The sequence below is a fragment of the Streptomyces halobius genome (assembly GCF_023277745.1).
In the GTDB taxonomy this organism is placed as follows: Bacteria; Actinomycetota; Actinomycetes; order Streptomycetales; family Streptomycetaceae; genus Streptomyces; species Streptomyces halobius.
In genome coordinates this window covers 6,725,550-6,746,233 of the sequence record NZ_CP086322.1, presented here as the reverse complement: position 1 = coordinate 6,746,233, position 20,684 = coordinate 6,725,550, and the positions used below count along the sequence as shown (strand labels likewise).

At 70.2% G+C, this 20,684-nt stretch carries 24 protein-coding genes; 17 read left to right on the top strand and 7 right to left on the bottom strand.

Annotated elements, in window-relative coordinates; all coding sequences use genetic code 11:
• The first annotated feature begins 263 nt into the window (after positions 1-263).
• From K9S39_RS30595 to K9S39_RS30585, 3 genes are all read left to right on the top strand, one after another.
• A complete protein-coding gene (locus K9S39_RS30595) occupies positions 264-1,526 on the top strand; it encodes a beta-ketoacyl-[acyl-carrier-protein] synthase family protein (protein ID WP_283113083.1) in 1,263 nt (420 codons plus the stop codon).
• Positions 1,527-1,606: 80 nt separating this feature from the next.
• Entirely contained in the window at positions 1,607-2,713 is a 1,107-nt protein-coding gene (locus tag K9S39_RS30590; RefSeq protein WP_248866571.1) for an MmyB family transcriptional regulator, read from the top strand.
• A gap of 122 nt (positions 2,714-2,835) precedes the next feature.
• Complete coding sequence (locus K9S39_RS30585; RefSeq protein ID WP_319949594.1) at positions 2,836-3,369, top strand: GNAT family N-acetyltransferase; 534 nt, start codon at positions 2,836-2,838, stop codon at positions 3,367-3,369.
• A gap of 63 nt (positions 3,370-3,432) precedes the next feature.
• Here the strand turns inward: K9S39_RS30585 and K9S39_RS30580 are convergent.
• Positions 3,433-4,367, bottom strand: a protein-coding gene (locus tag K9S39_RS30580; protein WP_406708172.1) for an IS5 family transposase whose coding sequence is annotated in 2 segments (ribosomal slippage) — positions 3,433-3,992 and positions 3,992-4,367 — 936 coding nt in all. Because the reading frame shifts where the segments join, the coding sequence is not laid out codon by codon here.
• 41 nt (positions 4,368-4,408) lie between these two features.
• On the bottom strand, positions 4,409-4,900 hold the full coding sequence (locus tag K9S39_RS30575; RefSeq protein ID WP_248866570.1) for a hypothetical protein: 492 nt from the start codon (positions 4,898-4,900) through the stop codon (positions 4,409-4,411).
• Between the two features lie 103 nt (positions 4,901-5,003).
• On the opposite strand from K9S39_RS30575, the gene K9S39_RS30570 reads away from it, so the two are divergent.
• The 11 genes from K9S39_RS30570 to K9S39_RS30520 all read left to right on the top strand — a co-directional run bounded on the left by K9S39_RS30570 (position 5,004) and on the right by K9S39_RS30520 (position 15,266).
• Positions 5,004-7,652, top strand: coding sequence for a hypothetical protein (locus tag K9S39_RS30570; protein WP_248866569.1), 2,649 nt, complete (start codon positions 5,004-5,006; stop codon positions 7,650-7,652).
• A gap of 143 nt (positions 7,653-7,795) precedes the next feature.
• A complete protein-coding gene (locus K9S39_RS30565) occupies positions 7,796-8,830 on the top strand; it encodes a hypothetical protein (protein ID WP_248866568.1) in 1,035 nt (344 codons plus the stop codon).
• Between the two features lie 195 nt (positions 8,831-9,025).
• Positions 9,026-9,382 carry an SWIM zinc finger family protein gene (locus K9S39_RS30560; protein ID WP_248866567.1) on the top strand — a complete coding sequence of 119 codons (357 nt, stop codon included), beginning with the start codon at positions 9,026-9,028 and terminating at the stop codon, positions 9,380-9,382.
• 65 nt (positions 9,383-9,447) lie between these two features.
• Complete coding sequence (locus K9S39_RS30555; protein ID WP_248866566.1) at positions 9,448-9,873, top strand: hypothetical protein; 426 nt, start codon at positions 9,448-9,450, stop codon at positions 9,871-9,873.
• Positions 9,874-9,907: 34 nt separating this feature from the next.
• Entirely contained in the window at positions 9,908-10,705 is a 798-nt protein-coding gene (locus K9S39_RS30550) for a M48 family metallopeptidase (protein WP_248866565.1), read from the top strand.
• Between the two features lie 345 nt (positions 10,706-11,050).
• Positions 11,051-11,428, top strand: coding sequence for a hypothetical protein (locus K9S39_RS30545; RefSeq protein WP_248866564.1), 378 nt, complete (start codon positions 11,051-11,053; stop codon positions 11,426-11,428).
• A 318-nt stretch (positions 11,429-11,746) separates the two neighbouring features.
• On the top strand, positions 11,747-12,181 hold the full coding sequence (locus K9S39_RS30540; protein WP_248866563.1) for a hypothetical protein: 435 nt from the start codon (positions 11,747-11,749) through the stop codon (positions 12,179-12,181).
• A gap of 80 nt (positions 12,182-12,261) precedes the next feature.
• Positions 12,262-13,005 carry a PP2C family protein-serine/threonine phosphatase gene (locus K9S39_RS30535; RefSeq protein WP_248866562.1) on the top strand — a complete coding sequence of 248 codons (744 nt, stop codon included), beginning with the start codon at positions 12,262-12,264 and terminating at the stop codon, positions 13,003-13,005.
• Positions 13,006-13,107: 102 nt separating this feature from the next.
• Positions 13,108-14,079 carry a DUF3560 domain-containing protein gene (locus K9S39_RS30530; protein WP_248866561.1) on the top strand — a complete coding sequence of 324 codons (972 nt, stop codon included), beginning with the start codon at positions 13,108-13,110 and terminating at the stop codon, positions 14,077-14,079.
• Positions 14,080-14,210: 131 nt separating this feature from the next.
• Entirely contained in the window at positions 14,211-14,795 is a 585-nt protein-coding gene (locus tag K9S39_RS30525; RefSeq protein WP_248866560.1) for a hypothetical protein, read from the top strand.
• A 75-nt stretch (positions 14,796-14,870) separates the two neighbouring features.
• On the top strand, positions 14,871-15,266 hold the full coding sequence (locus tag K9S39_RS30520) for a hypothetical protein (protein WP_248866559.1): 396 nt from the start codon (positions 14,871-14,873) through the stop codon (positions 15,264-15,266).
• A gap of 125 nt (positions 15,267-15,391) precedes the next feature.
• Here the strand turns inward: K9S39_RS30520 and K9S39_RS30515 are convergent, their stop codons facing one another.
• The 5 genes from K9S39_RS30515 to K9S39_RS30495 all read right to left on the bottom strand — a co-directional run bounded on the left by K9S39_RS30515 (position 15,392) and on the right by K9S39_RS30495 (position 17,903).
• Positions 15,392-15,796 carry a hypothetical protein gene (locus K9S39_RS30515; RefSeq protein ID WP_248866558.1) on the bottom strand — a complete coding sequence of 135 codons (405 nt, stop codon included), beginning with the start codon at positions 15,794-15,796 and terminating at the stop codon, positions 15,392-15,394.
• Between the two features lie 155 nt (positions 15,797-15,951).
• Positions 15,952-16,329 carry a hypothetical protein gene (locus K9S39_RS30510; protein ID WP_248866557.1) on the bottom strand — a complete coding sequence of 126 codons (378 nt, stop codon included), beginning with the start codon at positions 16,327-16,329 and terminating at the stop codon, positions 15,952-15,954.
• A 219-nt stretch (positions 16,330-16,548) separates the two neighbouring features.
• Entirely contained in the window at positions 16,549-16,935 is a 387-nt protein-coding gene (locus K9S39_RS30505; protein WP_248866556.1) for a hypothetical protein, read from the bottom strand.
• Positions 16,936-17,167: 232 nt separating this feature from the next.
• Entirely contained in the window at positions 17,168-17,554 is a 387-nt protein-coding gene (locus K9S39_RS30500; protein ID WP_248866555.1) for a hypothetical protein, read from the bottom strand.
• A 133-nt stretch (positions 17,555-17,687) separates the two neighbouring features.
• Complete coding sequence (locus K9S39_RS30495; protein WP_248866554.1) at positions 17,688-17,903, bottom strand: hypothetical protein; 216 nt, start codon at positions 17,901-17,903, stop codon at positions 17,688-17,690.
• Positions 17,904-18,193: 290 nt separating this feature from the next.
• On the opposite strand from K9S39_RS30495, the gene K9S39_RS30490 reads away from it, so the two are divergent.
• The 3 genes from K9S39_RS30490 to K9S39_RS30480 all read left to right on the top strand — a co-directional run bounded on the left by K9S39_RS30490 (position 18,194) and on the right by K9S39_RS30480 (position 20,668).
• Positions 18,194-19,027, top strand: a complete 834-nt coding sequence (locus tag K9S39_RS30490; RefSeq protein WP_248866553.1) for a hypothetical protein — start codon at positions 18,194-18,196, stop codon at positions 19,025-19,027.
• On the top strand, positions 19,024-19,779 hold the full coding sequence (locus tag K9S39_RS30485; RefSeq protein WP_406708042.1) for a GP88 family protein: 756 nt from the start codon (positions 19,024-19,026) through the stop codon (positions 19,777-19,779). The genes K9S39_RS30490 and K9S39_RS30485 overlap by 4 nt, the downstream gene beginning before the upstream one ends.
• 166 nt (positions 19,780-19,945) lie before the next feature.
• A complete protein-coding gene (locus tag K9S39_RS30480; protein WP_248866551.1) occupies positions 19,946-20,668 on the top strand; it encodes a hypothetical protein in 723 nt (240 codons plus the stop codon).
• The last annotated feature ends 16 nt before the right edge of the window (positions 20,669-20,684 follow it).

Below are 20,684 nucleotides of genomic sequence, written 5' to 3'. Positions count from 1 at the left end.
CTTCCCAGCCCCCGGCAGAGCTACGACCGCCACCCGAGGGCCAGGTGGCACATCGGTAGGCCGGCTTCTCCGTGACGGCCTCCACCGCGATCGGCACACTCTCCGCAAAAACGGGCGAATTTACGATCAAGGACTAGTTGGCCTATGATTCGCAGGCAACACGAACGCAGAAATTCGAAAGATAAGCAGTGGCAGACATCACAAACCTTGCAATTCCCCCTTCGTCTGCCAGTGCAGAGCCTCCGCTGGGAGGCCGGCGCCGTGTGGTCGTCACGGGTGTGGGGGCCATCACGCCGCTGGGCGGGGATGCGGCCGCCACGTGGCAGGGGCTGCTGGAGGGCCGGTGCGGAGTTCAGCAGCTTCACGACGAGGAGTTCGCCGAGCTCCCGGTGCGTATCGCCGCTCCCGCCGCCGTCGAGCCGACGGAACTGCTGTCACGCCGCGAGATGCGGACCATGAACCGCTGTGCCCAGTTCGCTGTACTCGCCGCCCGCGAGGCGTGGGCAGATGCCGGATTCGGTTTCGAGGACATCCCGGACGCGGCACTGGAGGCCGGGCGCGTTGGGGTGTCCATGGGCACGATCATCGGCGGAGCTCCGGTGCTCGTCGCTGCCGATCACACCCTCTGCGCACGTGGCGCGCGGTTCGTCTCCCCGCACACTGCGCCCATGGTGGTGCCGAACAGCGCGGCGGCCCAGGTGGCTGTCGACCTCGGTGCGCGCGGGGAGGCGCGAACCGTCGTGTCCGCGTGCGCCTCGGGGACGGAGGCGATCGGTCAGGCCATCGACCGGATCCGGGACGGCCACGTGGACATCGTGGTCGCGGGCGGCACGGAAGCGGTGATCACGCCGTCGGTGATGGCGTCCTTCACGGCCATGCGGGCCCTGTCCCCCGGCACGGAGGGGCCGCAGGCGGCATCAAGGCCGTTCGACAAGGCACGCGACGGGTTCGTGCTCGGCGAAGGAGCCGGCGTTCTGATCCTGGAGGCGGAGGAACACGCCCGCGCCCGCGGTGCCCGGATCTACGGCGAGGCCGCCGGCTGGGGCCTGTCAGCCGACGCCCACCACATGGTCGCCCCACGGCCCGACGGAGCGGGCATCGTCGATGCCCTGCGCAAGGCCCTGGCTGATGCCAGGACGCGCCCGCACGAGGTGGCTCACATCAACGCACACGCCACCGCGACCCCGGCCGGCGACGCCGCCGAAGCCCTCGCCCTGCGGGAGGTGTTCGGAGTCGGCGCGAACATACCCGTCACGGCGCCCAAGGGCGCTCTGGGCCACCTCCAAGGTGCTGCCGGCGGGGTGGAGGCGGTCGCCACCATCCTGACATTGCACCACCGGTTGATCCCGCCGACGATCGGCTGCGACAACCCGGACGACGGTATTGACCTCGACATCGTCGCCGGCGCACCACGGCCCCTGCCAAAGAGGGGGGATCTGGTGCTGAGCAACTCCTACGGATTCGGCGGCCACAATGCCGTCCTCGCCTTTCGCCGCTACACCGACACGCACAGCCCGGCCGACTGAGCCTTGCCACGACTTCCCCTGCACGGGGGCCGCGGCCTGGACGCCGGGTGTCTCCTCCGCCACCACCTGAAGGAAATGACGTGATCTCCACCAGCATCCAAGAAGTTCTCCTCTCTTACCGCATGCAAGAGGGGCTGTCCGCTGCGCAGGTCGCCCAGGCCGCGGGAATCTCTGAACTTCGTTACACCATGCTGGAATCGAGCCGCGGTTGGCCAGGAAGTCGCGCACTCTCCACCGTTCTCGACGCCTTGAATATCCCGAAGGACCAACGCTCTTGTTTCGCTTTCCCGGGAACCCCTCTGTCCGACGGTGAGCGTGCCCTCCTGCACGCGAAGCCCTATCCCGCGCTCGTCGTCGACCACACCTGGCGCGTAGTGGACTGCAACCGGTTCTTCGCCGACCAACTGCCGGAATGCACCGCTCCCGGGGCGAGCCTGCTGCGATGGGTCTTGCTCCAGGAAGAGGCTCGGCACCGTCTGGCGAACTGGGAGGACGCCGCAGCCGCCTACACCACTGCACTGCGAGACGCGCTGACCGCCGACCCCGACGCCCCAGAACTGCAGTCTCTTCGCGCGGGCCTTCCCTCAGGGCTGTGGGAGACAGCCTGCCCCGATGCCGGCCAACCCGACGGACAGTGTCTCGTCTGGCGCACGGCACAGGGGCCCTACGTCATCTGGGAATGCGTGCTCATGGTCCCCGCCAGCCGACCAGATCTGCTCACCGTGGACTTCATCCCCCAAACCCTGCCGCGCCGCTCTACCCCAGAGCCGACCGCTGCGCTACAGCAACCGGCTTCCACCGGTGACGAAGCACTCCTGGCCGGCATCGCTCGGTGCGGTGCCTGCAACCTCAACCTCACCACCAACGTTGATCACTATCAGTGCCCTGACAACTGCGTGACGATCGGGATGGAACTTCTGGAAAGTCGCGTCGCTGAAGCCATCATCGACCGCGTCTTCACTGCCGAATCCCTGCGCAAACTCGCCCTCGCACAGGAAATCCTGCTCGCGGAAGGCGGCGAGATCCACCAGCCTTTTCCTGTCTCACCACGCCACGCCCGCCACCAGTGGGACCACGACCTACCCGTAGAGATCCGACGCGCTTACGTCACCCACTCCGTGGAACGTGTACTCGTTACCGCCGAGACGGACGGAGAACCATCCACCACCATCTCGTGGAAGAAATAGACCCCTCGCCGCCCCCGGACTTTCGGCCTCTCTAGGCGGTGTCTCCCCGATCTAGGTGGTGCAGGCTCTGCTGAGCTCAAATCAGTTGCAGGCGTGCTGTGGCCGATCGAACCATGGGCGGCATGAGTGGTGACTACGTGATCAGGCAAGTGCGGGTAGATGAATGGCCTGTTGTTAAGGAGCTTCGACTGGCCGCGCTGAGAGATCCGGTAGCCCCTATCGCGTTTCTGGAGACCTATGAACAAGCCCAGGCCCAATCCGAGAAGTTCTGGAAGGACCGCACCGCCAGGGGCGCTGAAGGAGAGCCGCACCGATGTCAGTTCGTGGCCGAGGGACCCAAGGGCGACTGGGCGGGCACGATGACGGTGCTGGTTGAAGAGCCCGGAGCGCAGGACTTCACTGGCGAGCTCGTTGAGCAGCAGCAAGCTCATGTTGTCGCGGTATTCGTGCGGGAGGAACACCGGGGTGGCACCGTGGCGCCAGCCCTGCTTCGCACCGCCGTCGGCTGGTCGCTGGCACGGAAGGGTCTGAGTCGGGTCCGGTTGTTCGTGCACGAGGACAACAGCCGTGCTGAGGCGTTCTATCGCAAGGCCGGGTTCGAGCGCACCAGCCTCGTGGGCGATGAGTACGAGATGGAGTACCACCCGGCCGCATGATCCCACGTCGCTTGGGCGGCGGGCCCGGTCGCGGGTGCATGCCCGACCCCGAGTCCCTCCCGGTTAGGACCGGAGCCAGATGAGGAGTGCGGCCGCGGTGACGGTACCGAGGTAGACGTATCCTCGCTGGTCATAGCGCGTTGCCACGGCTCTGAACTGCTTCAGCTTTCCGATGGCCCGCTCCACCGTATTGCGAGCTTTGTACCGCTCTTTGTCGTAGCCTGGAGGGCGGCCACCGCGTGAACCCCGACGCAAACGGGCGGCCTTGTGGTCCTTCTTCTCCGGGATGACGTGCCGGATGCCGCGTTTGCGGAGGTAGGTGCGGATCTTGCGGTTGCTGTACGCCTTATCGGCACCGACGCTGTCCGGGGTGCGGCGGGGACGCCCGAGCCCCGCGCGGGCAACGCGGATCTGGTCCATGACCGGCTCGAACTGGGTGCAGTCCGCCCGCTGCCCCGGCGTGATTAGCAAGGACAACGGGCGGCAGCGGCCCTCCGCAACAACATGGATCTTGGTAGTCAGTCCCCCGCGGGAGCGGCCGAGGGCTTCGCCTGCCGCACCGCCTCCTCCAGGAAGAGCCGCAGGGTGATGTGCGCGTGCACGTGAACTGATCTTCGTGGCGCCCCTTTTGAGGATCCGGGTGGGACGGGCGGTGGGTTCTTGGGCGCTCCGGCGGCGTGCTGGTGGGCCCGTACGGAGGTGGAGTCGACGTTCACGTCCCAGTCGATGTCGCCCGCGGCGTCGGCAACAGCTTGGACGTGCTGGAGGAGCCTCTCCCAGGTGCCGTCGGCCGACCACAGCGCGTGCCGCTTATGGACCGTCTTCCAGGGGCCGAAGCGTTCAGGCAGTTCACGCCACTGCACGCCGGTGCTGAGACGGTGAATGATCCCGTTGATCACCTGGCGGTGATCCCGCCAGCGGCCGCACCGGTTGTTGCTCACAGGCAGCAGCGGCTTCAGCACAGCCCACTCGCCGTCCGTCAGGTCCCCCCTGCTCAGCATGACCAGAACAACGAGCTACGTGATCGAAGAGACACCGCCTAGCCGCGGATGGACGGGGCGCCGGCAGCCTTGACGATCCGCCCAACGTGGTTGCGGTCGTACGGGGAGTGTTGGGTGATCACCCCGGGCGTCAGCGTGCGGTCCGCGTAGTACTTGACGATGGCGACCTGGAGGGGCTTGCGCGCCTCCTCGACGCCCTCGTCCGCCTGCTCGTACTCGGCCGTCAGGCGGTCCAGCTCCGCGAGGGCCTTGGCCTCCGTCTTGTCGTCGTAGACCGGGGCGGGGCCGGCGTCCGGGCCGCGCAGCGGAGGCACTCCGGCAGCTTTGGCGATCCGCCCAACGTGGTTGCGGTCGTAGGGGGTGTGCTCCGCGATCTTGCCCGGTGGAGCGCTACGCGCCTTGAGGTGCCGGACGATCGCCTCGTGGAGCGGGGCGCGGGCAGACTCCAGCTCCTCCTTGGCCTGGGTGAATGCCGAGGTCAGCCGGTCGAGGTCTGCCGTCGCCTTCTGTGCGGGGTCGCGGGTCGCCATGGAGCACAGTCTAGACACGTGAGGTTGCAACGCAGTAGCGCTGCCGCGCGTCGAATTACGCATTGAGTTGCAACTTGACATTGCAAGACAAGGATGCAACATTATGCGTACTGGACGGGTGAACAGCCCGCCCCCGTACCGCATGGAGGACTCCATGGCCCAGCCCACCGCCCCGCTCCAGGAGCGCGCCAACGTCACCTCCGCCCAGGTCGGCAACGGCAAGACCCCGCACTACATGGCCGCCAGCAGCGTCCAGACGGACACCCTGTGCAGCCGCCGGATCAGCCGCGCGCTCACCGACGCGGAGGCCGCCAAGATGGGCGACCACTGCAAGCGCTGCGTCAAGGTCGCCGAGCAGCGCGCCGCCGACAACGCCCCAGCCGCAGGGGAGACCCCGGCCGCGGCCCCCGAGTCCGCCCCGGCCACGGTCAAGCCGCTCGCCGAGGACTTCACCGCCCCGGCCACGATGTTCGACCCGGAGCTGACCTACTACGCGGACGGCACCGCCGTGGTCATGCGCTGGGAGGGCGGGGAGAAGGCCGGCACGACGATCGGCATGACGGTGGACCGCAGCCCGTACCAGTACCAGGCCGTCCGCTTCGAGGACGGCACCACCAGCAACGTGGCCCCCCACGTCCTCCACCGTCGTGTCGAAGGGGACCGGTACTTCGCGGATTACGAGACCATCCAGGGCACGGACCGGATCACCGTGACACGCGACGGCAGCGCGGAGCCGGTGTTCACCGCGGAACTCCCGTACGACCCGCAGCGCAACGCGGGCGAGGCCCTGGCCGCCCTCGGCTGGACCATCGCCGGCATGGACTCCTACGCAGGACCGGCCCTCTTCCGCGCCATCGTCCGGCCCGCCACCCCCGCCGAGGCGCCGGCCGCGCCGCAGCTCATGCCCGACCATGCGCGCGGCATCGTCACCACGACGTGGCCGGACGCCCACGACTTCCAGTCCTGCCACGATGAGAACGGCCAGTTCCTCGGGTACACCTTCCAGGCCACCCGCACCACCTCCTCCCGGTACGGCTGGATCACCAGCACGGGCACCTACGCCAAGAGCCTGGAGCCCTACCGCTCCGGCGCGGAGGCGATGCTGCCCATGGCCGTCCTGGACGACGAGCGCCGCGCGCAGCGCCCCGACCCGGCCGCCCAGCGCGCCGCCGCCCTGGCCGCCCACAAGACCAAGGCCGCCCAGGACACCGCCCGGCACCGCGCGGAGACGGACAACCGTATCGCCGCCCAAGCCCGCCGCTACGGCTCCTTCCTGCCGCAGCCGACCGCCGACCGCATCGCCGAGCGCAACCAGCCCGGCCCCTTCAAGCCCGGCGACCTCATCGTGTGCGCGGACGGCATCACCCGCACCGTCCAGGCCATGGCCGCCACGGTCGCCGGCGAACCGGCCCACGTGATCGTGGACGGCGGCGCCCAGTGGATCGCCCACAACTGCCACCACGCCGAGGAGCTGACGTTCCACGGACCCCAGGGCTACACCGGCCCCCGCGCCCTGTGCGGCTACGCCGACCACACCGCCCCCGCCGACCAGTCCGGCAACCTCGCGGTCCACGAGCGCAACCCCGGCACCATGGGCCCCTGCCCCGGCAGCCTCAAGTCCCCCCGCGCCCACCGCGAGGAGCTGACCCGCCGCCACACCACTGCCTACTCCTACGCCCCGCCGCGCCCGACGTTCCTCGCCTGCACGGCCCAGACCGGCGACGTGGTGGTGTGGGACGAGCAGGAGCGCACCGTCCACGACTGCCACCCCAGCGACACCCGCCACGTCCTGGTGACCTTCACCGACGACACCGCCGCCCCCTTCACCCTGGACGACCGCCTCACCTACCGGCGCCGCATCCGACGCCACGACGTGCGCTGCCACGCGTGCGGGGTGACCGCCGTCGAGACCGCCGACGAGGCCGTCGACGGCACCCCCACCCACCGCCTGTGCGGGGTGTGCGACCACCCAGACGCCACCGACCCGGAGCACCGCACCGCCGTCCTGGAGGAGGCCGCCGCCCGCCTCACCGCCCGCGCCGTCTACTCCACCGCCCACGCCTTCCAGTCCGTCGCCGCGCCCGAGAACCGGGCCCGCCGGATCGGGTGGACCTTCCGCACCGGGTACGGCGCTCAGGCCAGGTACGGGTGGGTGACCTGCCTCGGCCGACTGATCCCCCAGGTGGGCACGGAGCACCGGTGGCAGGCCGACCGCGCCGTCGAGGCCCACCACGAGGCCGGCACCCTGGCCCCCACAGGCCACGACCCGGTGGCCTTGCTCGCCGCCCGCCCGCTCGCAGAGGTACGCCTCGGACTGGAAGCCCTGCGCGGGGACGAGGCGCCGGCCGAGGCCGCCCCGGCCCGCCCCGCCCTGGAGGGCGTGATCGTCCAGCACGACGGCACGACGAAGGGATGCGCCCCCCGCCACGTGGACCACCCCGACGTGGCCGCGGCCCGGAAGGCTCTGGACGGCCTCAAGCACGCCGCTCTCACTGACCGGCACGACATCAGCGAGCCGACCGAGGAGGAGCAGGACGTGCGCGGGTACGTGATCGACCCGCGCGGCCACGGGCGGGTGGCCCTGTACTGGCTGGAGGGAGGCAGGATCGTGCGCCACGACGACCCGGCTTACGGCGCCGCCCTGGACTGCCTGGAGGACCGGATGCGCCGCCGGGGCTGGTCCACGGAGAAGATGCTCCGCTCCTCGCACTGCCTGTTCGCCCACGTACCGCAGGACCAGCGCCAGGGGTGACACCCCCAGGTAGCAGGAAGGCCGGCCCCTCAGTACGAGGGCCGGCCTCCCTCATCTCATGCAACTTGACATTGCAACCTCATGTTGCAACACTGTGGGTATCGAGAGGGGCGGGAAGCCCCCCGGACCGCATGGAGGACGTCATGAACCAGATCACCGCCGAGATGCAGCAGGCCGCGAACGTCCGCCCGGCCCAGGTGGGTAACGGCCGGAAGGTTCACTTCACCACCGCCAAGTTCAGCCTCGACACTCTGTGCGACCGCACCGTGGGCCGCGTCCTGACCGAGCAGGAGGCCGCGAAGATGCGGAAGCAGTGCACCTCCTGCGTCAAGGTCCTGGAGGAGGCCGCGGCCGCTGAGGCGCCGGCCGTCGAGGAGGCCCCGGCTGTCGCGGAGGTCGAGGAGCCGGCCGTCGAGGAGGCCCCGGTCGTCGCGGAGGTCGAGGCGCCGGCCGCCGAAGAGGCCCCCGCCGTCGGACGGGTCGAGGTGACCGCCTACACCGCCGCCGTGGAGCAGCTCTACCTCAACGGCCGGGACGCCGAGGACCGCGCCCTGCACGTGGATGGCGACGCAGTCCTGGAGACCATCGCGACCCTGCGCCGGATGCCCCGCTGGAACGCGGTCGAGGAGCGGTTCACGGTCAACAAGGTGGCGCTGATCCTCGTCCGGGACGCCCAGGGGGAGCGGGTGTGGGTGCGCGGCGAGGCCGACCCGATCCGCGTGGACGCCACTGGCACCCCCGTGGACGCCGACGCCCCCGCCGAGCCCGGCCCGGTGGACATGACCGCCGTCCTGGCCGCGACCCGGATGCTGCGCCGCCGCCGGGAGGTCCAGCGGGTCATCGACAACCGCGAAGCCGCGCGCGCCTCGGCCCCGGTGGCCGACGGGCCCACCCCGGCCCCCGGGGAGGCCTCGGCCCCGGCGGTCCAGGAGCCCGAGGCGCTGGCCGCCGCCCCGCAGTGGCGCACCCTCAAGGGCATGGAGGCCCCGTTCCTCCTGTACGGCCAGGAGGGCGAGCACGGGTTCCGCCCGGCCGGCGACCGCAAGCAGTGCACCGGCCAGCCGCTGACGATCGCCCGCACCTGGATCGACGGCACCCGCCGCGCCGAGGACGTGACCGGCCGGGAGGTCTACCTGGGGGGCGTGGCCTCGAAGTTCTGGGTGGCCCCCACCGCCTGACCGAGCCTCACCCCCGGAACGCCCCGCCTCCATGGAGGTCTGGGGCGTTCGGCCGTCACGCGGCCGGCCCTCATGACCCGCCCGGGTGAAAGGCCCTCGCACCCCCTATTTGCAACTTGACGTTGCATCTTCATGTTGCAACACTATGGGTGTGAGGACGGGCGAGGGGCCCGGACGAAACGGAGGGAAGCAGCGATGAACGCCAAGACCACGAAGACCGCCGAGAACGTCACCCGCTGCCTCAAGTGCCGCCGCGTACTCCGCAACGCCAGCCCCGACGGCTACGGCCCGAAGTGCCGCAAGAAGGTCCGCGCCGCCGCCCGCGCGGAGGTCGTCGCCCAGTACAAGCCCCACCAGGTCGCCAAGGCGCAGGAGCTGCTGGAGCAGGGCGGACTCATCCCACTGCGCGCCAACCGCGTGTTCCTCGCCGTTTCCTCCGACGGCTCCGCCACTTACAAGACCCACCGCGCCGCCTGCACCTGCCCGGCCGGGATCAAGGGCCTCCACCCGTGCAAGCACCGGATCGCCGCCCACATCCTCCTGGCCGCCTGACCCCACGCCGCCCCGGCCGGGCGCCCGTTGCGCCCGGCCCCGACGCCCCCGGACGGAGAACCGCTGTGTCGCTCCTGCCCCGCACGATCCCCGCCACCGCCCGCCAGCAACTCGCCGAGGCCCTCACCGCCGCCGGTGTCTACCTCGGCGACATCAAGCCCTTCTCCCGCGTCACCCTCCTCGCCGAGCACGCCGGCACTTGTTGGGAGATCACCTACATCGGCCACGGGGATCTGTGGAGGGTCGTCGGCCCTGGCCGCGAGTGGGGCCCCGGTGCCACCACGAACGAAGTCGCCGACTACATCACCGCCCCGGCCCCCGAGCCCGAACCGGAGCCCGCCGCCCCGGAGATCCCCCTCCCGAAGGCGACCGCGCACGTGCCCCGCACCTACGCCGGCGTCCCAGTGCCCGCCCTCGTGCGGGAGAACTGGCGCTCCCCACTCGCTGACGGCTGGCGCCTCGGCGTCCGCAGCGCCGACTCCGCCTCCTGACCTGCCCTCAGCCCGCACAGAACGGAGATCATCCGTGCCGACCCAGACCGACCGCATCGCCGCCGCCATTACCGCCTCCGGCGTCCTCGACGGCTTCACCGTGACCGTCCGCGTCAGTGCCCGCCGCCGCGCCCTCGGCGTCACCGTCGAGCCTGGCGGAACTGCCCTCACCGTCGCCGTCCCGGCAACCATTGAATCCGACGAGACCGTCCAGATCCTCCGCCGCATGCGGCCCCGCATCGCCGGCCACGTCCTCCGCGCCCGCGAGAACGCCCCGGCGGGTCCCACGCCGGAACTGGTCGATGGAGAAGGGTTCATGTGGCTCGGCCGGTCGGCCCGACTGCGTCTGGTCGACGGCACAGCGCCAGTCGAGCGGGTCCACACCGACACCGGCTACTGGCTCCACGCCGGACGGGACCTCCTCGCCCGCGAGGGCGCCCGCCCCATCGTGCGTTGGTACTGCGAGCAGGGCACCGCATGGCTCCGGCAGGAAGCGCCCAGATTCTGGTGCCGTATGGCGGCCTCTGGTGCGCCACTCCCGGAACTACGCGTCGCCAACATCGGCCGCAAACGCTGGGGCAAGTACGAGCCCGCCCGCCACCGGGTGACCCTCGCCTGGCAGTCGCTCCAGCTCCCGCCTTCCCTCGCCCGGTACGTCATCGTCCACGAGCTCGCGCACGCCACCCGCCCCGGAGGTGCCCCGCACGGCCCGGAGTTCTGGCGCGCGGCCGACCGGGGCATCCCACTTGCCCGCGAGAAGCGCCGCCGCCTCGACAAGGAAGGTCGCACCGTCTGGATGGGCGAGACCGCGCCCCGCCCCGCCGCGAACTGACCGCGCCGCCGGACGCCGTGCCGCCGCCCTCCTCGCTTCGCTCACCGCCGCCGGATTCCTCGCCGTGGCCGAGCCTGACACCGACAGCGCCACGCCCAAAGAGGCCGTCATTGCCGTCGGGCAGAGCCTCGTCGCCCACTACTGCAACAGCGCCGGCATCCCTACCCACGACTCCCCCCGGCCGGGCGCACCGCGCCTGGCCCCCGCCCCGGGCAGCACCCCACCCAGGAGGAACCCCATGCGCCGCACCGTCCGCACCCTCACCGTCTCCCGGGGCATTTGGACCGTCGAGGAGGTCACCGTCCTCCTCGTCCGCACGGCCGGCGCCCAGGTGCGCGCCTGGACGTGGGTCGGCGACATGTGGACGGCACAAACCCCGTCACGGGGTACGAGGTGCGCGACACCACGGGGGCTCTCCTCGGCGCCATCCTCCCGCTCGGGCACATGGCCCGGCACCTTCACGTCGAGTGGTACGACCCCGCCACGGAGGAGTTCTACGTGGCCGGCGAGACGGATGCGGTCCTTACGCAGGGCGTCCACCGCGTCTTCGATCAGTACGGCCGCCATGTCCGGCCCGTCCCCTCCGGCGAGGGCTTCGACCTCGACGAGCCCCGGTACGTGCCAAACTGCTGGGTCGGCGCCTGCCCGGAGGACTGCCCCCTCTGCGCTGACGGCTGGTGGGAGCGCCAGACCTACCGTCTCACTCGCGCCGCCACCTCCTGACCCTCCCCGGCCGGGCGCACCGCCCGGCCCCCGCACGCCGAACCGGGCCGCGCCGGCCTCCTCTGCTCCCGCGCTGGCGCCGCCGCTCCTGTGTCGACTTCGCCGTGTACGGGGACAGCCGCGAGGAGGTCCGGGCCCAGGAGGCCGCCCCCCGGCGGTAAACCACTGCCGCGTTCGTTGCCGCTGAGCTCACCGCGTAGACCCCCGGCTCGCGAGATCAGGAACGATTATCCTCATGTTGCAACTTGACATTGCAACATGAGAGCGCAAATATTGAAGTGTCAGGGAGGGCGCAGGGCCCGACCGGGAGGGAACGTCATGAGCATCGCCGCCGCCATCACGGAGCACGCCAAGAGCGTCATTGCCGTCGAGGGCGCCGCCCGCGCCCGCCTCGCGGACCGCCTCGCCGGCACCGCAGAGATCACGAGCTTCGACTACGCCGCGGTCATGGAAGCCGCTGCGAACGCCGCCCCCTGGAAGAACCTCCTCGCCATCGCCGAGCGGAAGGGCAGCGTGCGGGATGCCGTCGAGAAGGTCCGTATGCAGGCATTCCGGGTCCTCGTCGAGTACCGCGAGTCCGTGAGCACCAGCGCCATCACCAACGAGATCGACCGCGTCAAGCGCGAGGGCCTGCGCTCCTTCCTCTCCTACACCGAGTACGCCCTCGAATTGCTCCACGAGGACGGTGCCGCTGCGAAGGAGGAGGAGCCGCAGACCCCGCAGAAGCGGATCTCGCCGCTCGCCGCCGAATGAGCTGCCTCCGCCACCCGGCCGCCCCGCCCGGGGCGGCCCCGGTCCTCCCGCCTCACCGCACTGAACGGAGCAACCCGACCATGCACACCTACGCCGCCGCTCAGCTCATCGGCACCCGTAAGGCCCAGTGCGATGCGACCGCCGTCCGCACCGTGAACGGCGCCCGCGCCTTCGTCCTCCTTGACGGCATCGGCGAGACCGAGAACGTCCGGAACTGGGTTCGCGCCGCCGCCGCCCGCCTCGCCAGGACTGCCGCCCGCCGTGGCGACGCCGAGGCCGGTCTCCGCGCCGTGTATGCCGCGTATGCCGCCGAGCGGGACCGCCAGGACTCCTACCTGCGCGAGCACATGCCGAAGGCCGCCGCGATCGTCGCCGTGAGTGCCCCCGGCCGCCCGCTCACCGTCGCCTGGTGCGGCGACTCCCGGGCGTACGTCCTCGTCCGTGGCAGCCTCCGCTGCCTCACCGCGGACCACAACCGCCGCCGCGTCTACCCGCCGTGCTTCCTCTGGTCGAAGGGCGGCAGCCGGAACCAGCTCACCTCATGCCTCGGCTCCGCAGACACGGACGAGGAGGTCCAGGCTGAGGTGCAACACCCCGCGATCGAGGCCGTCACCGTCCCCGCCGAGAACTGCCGACTGCTCCTCGCCTCGGACGGCGCATACGAGCCACACCACGACGCCGGACACCACCTCTCCGACTACCTGACCGGCGACCCGGCCGAGGCCGCCGCGCACTTCACCGAGACCGCCGTCGCGCTGGCCCTCGCCAACGACCCGACCCACGCGGACAACGCCACCGCCCTCGTCGCAGACCTCCGCCCCTGACCCGCTCCGGGTCGGTGTCCGGACGTATCCGCCCCACCTCCGCGGACGCGTCCGGACACCGACCCCTGGCCCCTCCCCACGCACAACACGGAAGGCACAGCCATGTCCGAAATCACCATCAGCCACACCCACGCGGACGGAACCATTCTGGAAGGCTCCAGCAGGGGCGACGGCGTCTGGGAAATCCTCCGCGGCCTGCGCGACAACTGGTGGTTCACCAAGGGCCCCGCAGGGTTCCTATACATCAAGAACACCCGGGACCGCGCCGCCCGCCTCGTCGCGATCGAGACCGCAGCCAAGGAACTGGAGGCCGCCGGCCACACCGTGACAGTCGAGATCGACGACACGGTCCGGGACAACGCCACCGTGCGCGAGGCCCAGCACGAGCGCCTGGAGGACCGCCGCGCCGCACTAAAGGCCAAGGGCGAGAAGCTGGCCGCCAAGTCGGAGGCCCTGCACCGCGCCTCCGACGCGATGGTGGAACACCTCCCGCTCGGCCAGCCCGTCATGCCGGGCAAGCGCGGCCAGGCGCACCGACGCCTGCTGGAGCGCTCCGTGGACACCGCCATTAACGGCGCGCTCACCGCCCAGGAGGCGAAGCGCATGCCGGCCCGGATCGAGGGCTCCCGCCGCGCGGAGGCGTACAAGGAGCGCCCGGACGTCACCGCTCGTCGCGTTGAGCGACTGGAAGCCGAACTCCGCTCCCTCGACCGCCGCATGGCCCGGCTGAGCATGCACCCGGAGACCGGATCGGAGACGCTGCGCAAGCAGTACGAGGGGGAGCGCGCCGTCCTCGTCGAGCGCATCGCCAGGGACCGGAAGGTCCTGGAGGAGGCGACGGCCGCCGGCCTGTACGGGCAGTACTCCAAGACCAACGTCCATAAGGGCGACCGGATCCTCATCCGCGGCCGGTGGCGCCAGGTCGCCCGCTCCAACCCCAAGAGCGTGAGCGTCACGACCGGCTACTCCTGGACCGACCGCTACGGCTGGGAAGAGGTCCGCGGGCTCCGGTGTGACCACGTCGAGGACCCCGCCGAGGGGACTACCCCGGCCGCCGAAGACGCCGAGATCTGACAGCCCGAGGCGTGTCCGGACCCGCGCCGGACACGCCTCGACCAGCGCGGACACCGATCCGCCCGACACCGCCCGGACAGCCTCGGCAGGTTGTCCGGACACGACGCTGAACGGACTGGAGACCAGCCGCCATGATCAAGAACGACCTCACCGCCCTGGTTGCCCGAGCCGCCAAGTTCACCTCCCACCGCGCGTACCACTACGACGCCGACCCGATGGTGGAGGGCATCACCACCCCCGTCACAGTGTTGGAAGCCACCGCGCTCGTACGCGACCACTTCGCCCGGCGCGACAGCCTGAGCAGCGTCAAGGCCGAGGCGTACGGCGCGGTCACGCTCTCCCTGGGCAGCAGCCGTATCCGGCTGGAACCCGGCTTCCACGCCCGCCCCAAGTACCTCACCGCCCGGCAGGCCAGCGATCTGCTGATCATCTCCACCTCGGGGCACGCCAAGCTCCAGAACCTGTCCAAGAGGGGCACGGTCATCGCCTGCGGCCTGCACGGCACGATTCCCCCGGCCGCCACCGAGAAGCTGATTGAGCGCGGCTGGATCGCCACCACGGGGGCCGACGGCGCCCCTGTGGAGGTGTCGCTGGCCGGTACGGTCGCGCTCACCTGGCGCGTCTGCAAGACCCAGAACATCACCGGCGAGCGGTGCGCCGAGCAGATCGCCGAAGCCGTCCACGACGTCTACCGGCCCGAGCCGGCCGACGCCTGACCCAGCGGAACGTGATCTCCCGCCGTACACCCGCCGATAGCCTGACACCGTCACCAGCACCGAGGGAGCCAACATATGGGAGCCATCCAGCAGCCCACGACGGCGATGGGGCCGTACAAGACGGAGATCCGACGGGAGTCGTTCTACCTCACCGTCACCGGCCCGACCGCAGAACTCCGCGCGGAGCGCGTCGACCGCGACACGATGCGCGTACCGGTGGCCGACGTCCCATGCATCCTCGCCGCCCTCGACCAGGTCACCGGACACCTCGCCTGGCGAGAGTGGACGGGTGCGCCCCGCACCGGCACCGTCGCCGTCACCAGGGACGGGGACAGCCTCCTCATCCGCCCCGGCGCCCCGGTGTACGACCAGCGTTGGGATGACGAGCAGGGCGACGACACCAACGTCATGACCGAGGTCGCATACGAGGACGTCGACGACCTCCGGGCGCAGCTCACGGAGCAGCTGTAGGCCACCTCCGTTAGGACCCGACCGGCAGCCGCTGCGGATAGGTCCTTCAGGGGTCCTCATGCATGCCACGGCCCCGCTGACCGTCTCAGGCGCAGAGCCCCTTTGCCTCTACAGCCCCTTTGCCTCTACCTCTCGCGGCTGCGGCGGTATCCGCGGCGCTTCTCGAGGGCCTTCGCGGCGGTGCGGCCGTACCAGCGGTTGACGCCGTCGGTGGTGTCGTCGGGCTGGGGCCAGCGCCCGCGTGTGAGGTCGGCTCGGATGGTGCCTGCGCGAATGCCGATGCCGGCCGCCTCTAGGTGCTGAGCGGTGTAGAGCCGATCAGGCTCCAGCTGGACGGCCTGGCGGTCGATGTGGTCACGGATGAAGCCGTCGATGGCGATCGGTTCGTAGACGTTCCAGCGGCCGCGCTTGTCGATTGGGTCCGGGAAGTGCGGGTGGCGCGTCCAGGTGTTGCGGACGGTCGTGAGCGGGCGGCCGGTGCGGCGGGCGATCTCGGCCAGTGTTTCGCCCTCGGGGGCTGGGTCTACCATGGGTGCGTCCCCTTTCTGGGGTGGTGACCGGTGGGGTTTTGCGACAGGCGTTGTGGCGCCTGTGGGCTTCGGCTCGGCCCCGCCGGTCTCTCTTATTTTCGCTGGTCGTGGGGCTGCCCCCGGCTGGGTGCCGGGGGCAGCGGGTTGAGTTTTGATCAGTCCTGCTGTTCCTGCTGCTCCAGCAGCCAGGACCCCAGGTCGGCCAGGGCGATATCGGCTTGGGCGAGTGCCATTGCAGCACCTTCGAGCCGGTACTTGCGCGCCTCCCCGGCCTGGAGCTTGTACAGGTCCAGGGCCGCCATCCACATGCAGCAGGCGACCTGCAGGTTCATCTGCTGCTCTTCCGGCAACGGCTGGTCCTCGATGAGGTCGATCACCCGGGTGACCGCTGGGTACGCCTCGGCGGGACGAACCACGCCAGCGTGCAGGGTGATCGGGACCGGCAGGTTCAGGCAGGTGGTGACCAGATCCCGGTAGGTGTCGGTGAGTTGTTCGGCGAATTCGCCGAGTTCCATGTCTTGTCGGTCGGACACGGTGTCCGTCCTTTCTGTTGGTGGTCGGTCGGGGTTTGCGGCCCCTCCCGCTTGATTAGCAGTTTACAGCATTCAGTTAGTCAAACGCAACAGCTGGGAGCTCGACCTCTGCCACTTGCGGCACCCCGCTCCACCGGATCAAGGGTCAGTGGAGCGGGGTGCCGCAAGTGGTCTCCATGTGAGGTCGCCCCCGGCTGGCTGCCGGGGGCGATTAGTGGATTAGGCGATGTCGTCCTGCTTGTTGAGCCATTCGAGCAGGTCCGCGAGGACTGCCTTGCCGAGCCTCATGTTCAGCACGGCGGCGTCGGCGCGGTACTCCCTGGCGTTGACCGGGTAGACCAGAATCGACTCGGTGGCCAGGATCCAGTGGAGCAGCGCCGCGCAAGCCCACGCCTGCTGCTCCTCGGGGAGTGGCTGCTCATTCACGATCTCGTACGCGCGGATGACTGCGGGCAGCAGTTCGCGGGCGAGGTTGACGCCTCCCCCCTCATTCCCGGGGAGCTTGATCGGGATCGGCAGGGCTACGAGGGTGATTGTGAGCCCCGCGGTGTAGAGCCCAAGCTCCTTCATTAGCTCCTGGAGGATTTGCTCTCGCTCATCGGACATGGTGTCCGTCCTTCCTGTTGGCGGTCGGTTGGGGTTTGCGGCCCCTTCCATTTAATTAGTAGATTACAGCACTCGATTAGCTAAATGCAACATCCTGGGGAGTCGGTTGCGGGTTCAAACCCCGCCCTTTGCAGCACCCCGCCCCGCTAGGCCAAGGCCCAGCGGGGCGGGGTGAGTCAACGGATCCCCCTATGGGGCCGCCCCCGGCTGGCTGCCGGGGGCGGTTAGTGGATCAGGCGGTGCCATCCTGCTTGTCGAGCCACTCGAACAGGTCGGCGAGGACTGCCTCGCCGAGGACGATGTTCAACACGGCAGCTTCGGCCTTGTACCTCGTACCACGCAGGGCGTAGATGAGAACCGACTCGGCGGCCGTGATCCAGTGGAGCAGTGCGGCGGCTGCCCAAGTCTGCTGCTCCTTGGGGAGCGGCTGCTCGTTCAAGATCTCGAACGCGCGGATGACTGCGGGCAGCATTTCGCGGGCGAGGTCGGTGTCCTCGCTCTCGCTTCCAGGGAGTTTGATCGGGACCGGCAGGGCTTCGAGGGTGACGGCGACGGCCCCGCTGTAGCCGCTGAGCTCCTCCATCAACTCCCTGAGGGTTTGCTCTCGTTCATCGGACATGGTGTCCGTCCTTCCTGTTGGTGGTCGGTTGGGGTTTGCGGCCCCTTCCGCTTGATTAGTAACTTACAACATTGAATTAGCGAATCGCAACACCCGGGGCGACTGCCTACGGCTGGGGGCTGTTGATCAGCGGCTACGCCAGCCGCCACCCGGCCAGGCGGTCATCCGGGCCGACGTCAGCCGTTAGCCGCTTACCGGGCAGCTCGGCCGCCGGCAGGCCGATCGCCTCCGCGATTTCCGCTGCCGGGTATCGCACAGGCTCGGCGCGCTCCTCCGGCGGAACGTCCGCCACGATCTCGGCCTGATCGCCGAACAACAGCAGTACGCGCACATTCACTTGCTCGCTCATGGGAGCATCCTCCTCGATTCTCGGGGCCGACTTCAGCTCGACGGCGGCCGGCTTGTACCGCCCGCGGCTGGCCGGGCAGTCGGGGCGTGCCGCGCATCCCCCGGGCAGCGTCGCACCGCCGATCTCCGCGCGCAGCTCACCTGACCCGCCCCGCACAGCGCCCAGGCACCTGCGTGCGGGCCCTTCGCTGCCCCCTCCGGCTACAGACCACCCGGCCGCTCCCGAACGGGCAGGCGCGCGCCTGCGCTTATCCTTCTTCGCCCTCTCCGACGCGACCAGGGGATAAGCCGATGAGCCAGGCCACTTACGTCCGCACGGACACTATCCCGCTCACCCAACTCACCCCGTTCCCCGGCAACGCGAAGCGCGGGGACGTCGGGGCCATCCTCAACAGCCTGTGCCGCAACGGGCAGTACCGCTCACTCGTGGTCCGCTCGGTCGAGCCGGACCGGTACGTCATTCTCACGGGCAACCACACCACCCAGGCGCTCGCCGCCCACGGCCCCGGCGACTGCGGTCTGACCGTCAAGGTCGGGGAGGAGGAACGGCCGTGCGGGGTGTGCGGGAACCAGCCCTGGGACCCGGTGGCCCGGTGCGAGGTCGTCCAATGCGACGAGGGCACCGCGCGCCGAATCAATCTCGTGGACAACCGGGCCGCGGACCTGGGCACCTACGACGAACAGGCCCTCGCGGAGCTGATCGCCGGCCTGGACGATGACCTCGGCGGCACCGGCTACACCGACGAGGACCTGGCCGACCTGCTGACCGCCATCGAGGAGGCTGCCGACGAGGAGGAGCCGCCCGCGCCCGCCGGCACCGGCCCCGCCGCGACACCCGGCGCCCCGGACACCGTCAGCAGCCCAGCCGCGGCCGCCGACTCCGCCCCGCCGGCACCCCCGCCGCCGGGACACGTGATCATGACCCTGACCTACCTCCCCGCCGATCGCGACGAGGCCGCCCGCCTGGTGTCGGCTGCACGGGAGGTGTTCCCCGGCGAGGCGGCGCCGGCCATCGTGCTCCGCGCGCTGCGGGCCCTCACGGCCGTACTGGACTCCCGCCACTCCCATGACGGGGTGGTCACCGCCCCCGCGCTGCTCAAGGCCGCCGGAATCCAGCCGTCATGAGCACCGTCCGCCTCCCGGCACCCCGGCGCCGACGCCCAAGGCGCCCGGACCAACTCTTGACCCAGAACAGCGAACTGCGCGCGGACGGCGTGTGGAACTGGACCATCCCAGCCCTTGCGACCAGGCTCCGGGACGGACGGGTCATCAAGACCTGCCCGGCCGCCGGGGTCTGCGCCCAGGCTTGCTACGCCAGGAACGGAACGTACAACTTCCCCGGGGTGGTTGAGCGCCACCAACAAAACCTCCAGTACGTGCTGGACGACCTCCCGGGCTGGCAACGGCAGATGGCCGCCGAGCTCGCGCACCCCCGCCACCGCGGCGGCTGGATCCGCATCCACGATGCCGGCGACTTCTTCAGCGACCACTACCTGGCCGCCTGGCTGCGCCTGGTCGCGTTCCGCCCCTCGGTGAACTTCTACTGCTACACGAAGGAGATCAGCAGGTTCAGGCGCCTGGTGGAGCCCGCGCCGCCCCGGAACCTCCGGTGGGTGTTCTCCTACGGCGGCAAACAGGACCACCTCATCCGGCCCGGTGACCGCGTCGCGGACGTCTTCCCGGACGAAGCCGCCATCCGTTCGGCCGGATACCACTCTCAGGACGCGAGCGATCTCCTGGCCGTCCTCGGCCCGGCCCCGGTCGGCATCCCCGCGAACAACATCCCGCAGTTCAAACGCCGCATGGCCGGCCGCTCGTTCCGGCAGTGGCAGGCCGAGCGGGACACCAAACGCGCCGCCCGCCGCACCGCCCCCTGACCCGGCCCGCGACGACGCCCGCTACCGGCCCGGCGGGCCACATCCGCATACGGGCCTCGCCCACATCAACTCCGTTTCTGATCAGGCATAGAGACCATCCACGGGAGCAAGGCGCGCCCTCCGCTTATCCTCTTCCGCTGCCACCACGCGATAAGGGGACCAGGCCATGACACAGGCGACCTACCAGGGCACCGCACTCGTGCCGCTCCGGGAGTTGACCCCGTTCCCCGGCAACGCCAAACGCGGGGACACCGACACCATCCTCGCGAGCCTGCGCCGACACGGTCAGTACCGTTCCCTCGTCGTCCAGCACATCCCCGCCCCGGAGCCGGACCTAGCCGCGACCGGCGAGCTCCGGAGGCCCTCCCCCCGGCTCATCGTCCTCGCGGGGAACCACACGATGGCCGCCTTCACCGCCCACGGCTCCGGGGACTGCGGCCAGTCCTTCACCGTGGATGGCGAACAACGCCTATGCGGGGTATGCCAGAACGATCCCGCATGGGAGCCGGCCGCGCGCTGCGAGCTCGTCACGTGCGATGAGGACACCGCGCGCCGGATCAACCTGGTCGACAACCGGGCCGCGGACCTCGGCAGCTACGACCCTGACGCCTTGGCCGACCTCCTCAGCTTCATGGACGAGGACTACGAGGCCACCGGCTACACGGAGAGCGACGTCCTGCGCCTCCTGGCCCCGCCGCCGACGATCGAGGAACTGGCCGACACCTACCGGCACCCGGAGGACGACGGCCTCTGGCCCGTGCTGCGGTTCACCGTCCCCCCGGAGGCCCGGGACGACTTCTACGACCTCACCGCCTCCTGCCCCAACCCCGGGGACGACGCCGCCCGGTTCCACTACCTGCTGGACCGCGCCCGCGCCGCACCCCAGTGACCCCGTACAGCACCCG

What these genes read in the sequence shown, in the direction of transcription:
- K9S39_RS30585 (WP_319949594.1), top strand. Translation starts at nt 2,836, where the DNA reads ATGAGTGGTGACTACGTGATCAGGCAAGTGCGGGTAGATGAATGGCCT.
- K9S39_RS30575 (WP_248866570.1), bottom strand. Translation starts at nt 4,900, where the DNA reads ATGGCGACCCGCGACCCCGCACAGAAGGCGACGGCAGACCTCGACCGG.
- K9S39_RS30570 (WP_248866569.1), top strand. Translation starts at nt 5,004, where the DNA reads ATGCGTACTGGACGGGTGAACAGCCCGCCCCCGTACCGCATGGAGGAC.
- K9S39_RS30565 (WP_248866568.1), top strand. Translation starts at nt 7,796, where the DNA reads ATGAACCAGATCACCGCCGAGATGCAGCAGGCCGCGAACGTCCGCCCG.
- K9S39_RS30560 (WP_248866567.1), top strand. Translation starts at nt 9,026, where the DNA reads ATGAACGCCAAGACCACGAAGACCGCCGAGAACGTCACCCGCTGCCTC.
- K9S39_RS30540 (WP_248866563.1), top strand. Translation starts at nt 11,747, where the DNA reads ATGAGCATCGCCGCCGCCATCACGGAGCACGCCAAGAGCGTCATTGCC.
- K9S39_RS30535 (WP_248866562.1), top strand. Translation starts at nt 12,262, where the DNA reads ATGCACACCTACGCCGCCGCTCAGCTCATCGGCACCCGTAAGGCCCAG.
- K9S39_RS30530 (WP_248866561.1), top strand. Translation starts at nt 13,108, where the DNA reads ATGTCCGAAATCACCATCAGCCACACCCACGCGGACGGAACCATTCTG.
- K9S39_RS30525 (WP_248866560.1), top strand. Translation starts at nt 14,211, where the DNA reads ATGATCAAGAACGACCTCACCGCCCTGGTTGCCCGAGCCGCCAAGTTC.
- K9S39_RS30520 (WP_248866559.1), top strand. Translation starts at nt 14,871, where the DNA reads ATGGGAGCCATCCAGCAGCCCACGACGGCGATGGGGCCGTACAAGACG.
- K9S39_RS30515 (WP_248866558.1), bottom strand. Translation starts at nt 15,796, where the DNA reads ATGGTAGACCCAGCCCCCGAGGGCGAAACACTGGCCGAGATCGCCCGC.
- K9S39_RS30505 (WP_248866556.1), bottom strand. Translation starts at nt 16,935, where the DNA reads ATGTCCGATGAGCGAGAGCAAATCCTCCAGGAGCTAATGAAGGAGCTT.
- K9S39_RS30500 (WP_248866555.1), bottom strand. Translation starts at nt 17,554, where the DNA reads ATGTCCGATGAACGAGAGCAAACCCTCAGGGAGTTGATGGAGGAGCTC.
- K9S39_RS30495 (WP_248866554.1), bottom strand. Translation starts at nt 17,903, where the DNA reads ATGAGCGAGCAAGTGAATGTGCGCGTACTGCTGTTGTTCGGCGATCAG.
- K9S39_RS30490 (WP_248866553.1), top strand. Translation starts at nt 18,194, where the DNA reads ATGAGCCAGGCCACTTACGTCCGCACGGACACTATCCCGCTCACCCAA.
- K9S39_RS30485 (WP_406708042.1), top strand. Translation starts at nt 19,024, where the DNA reads ATGAGCACCGTCCGCCTCCCGGCACCCCGGCGCCGACGCCCAAGGCGC.
- K9S39_RS30480 (WP_248866551.1), top strand. Translation starts at nt 19,946, where the DNA reads ATGACACAGGCGACCTACCAGGGCACCGCACTCGTGCCGCTCCGGGAG.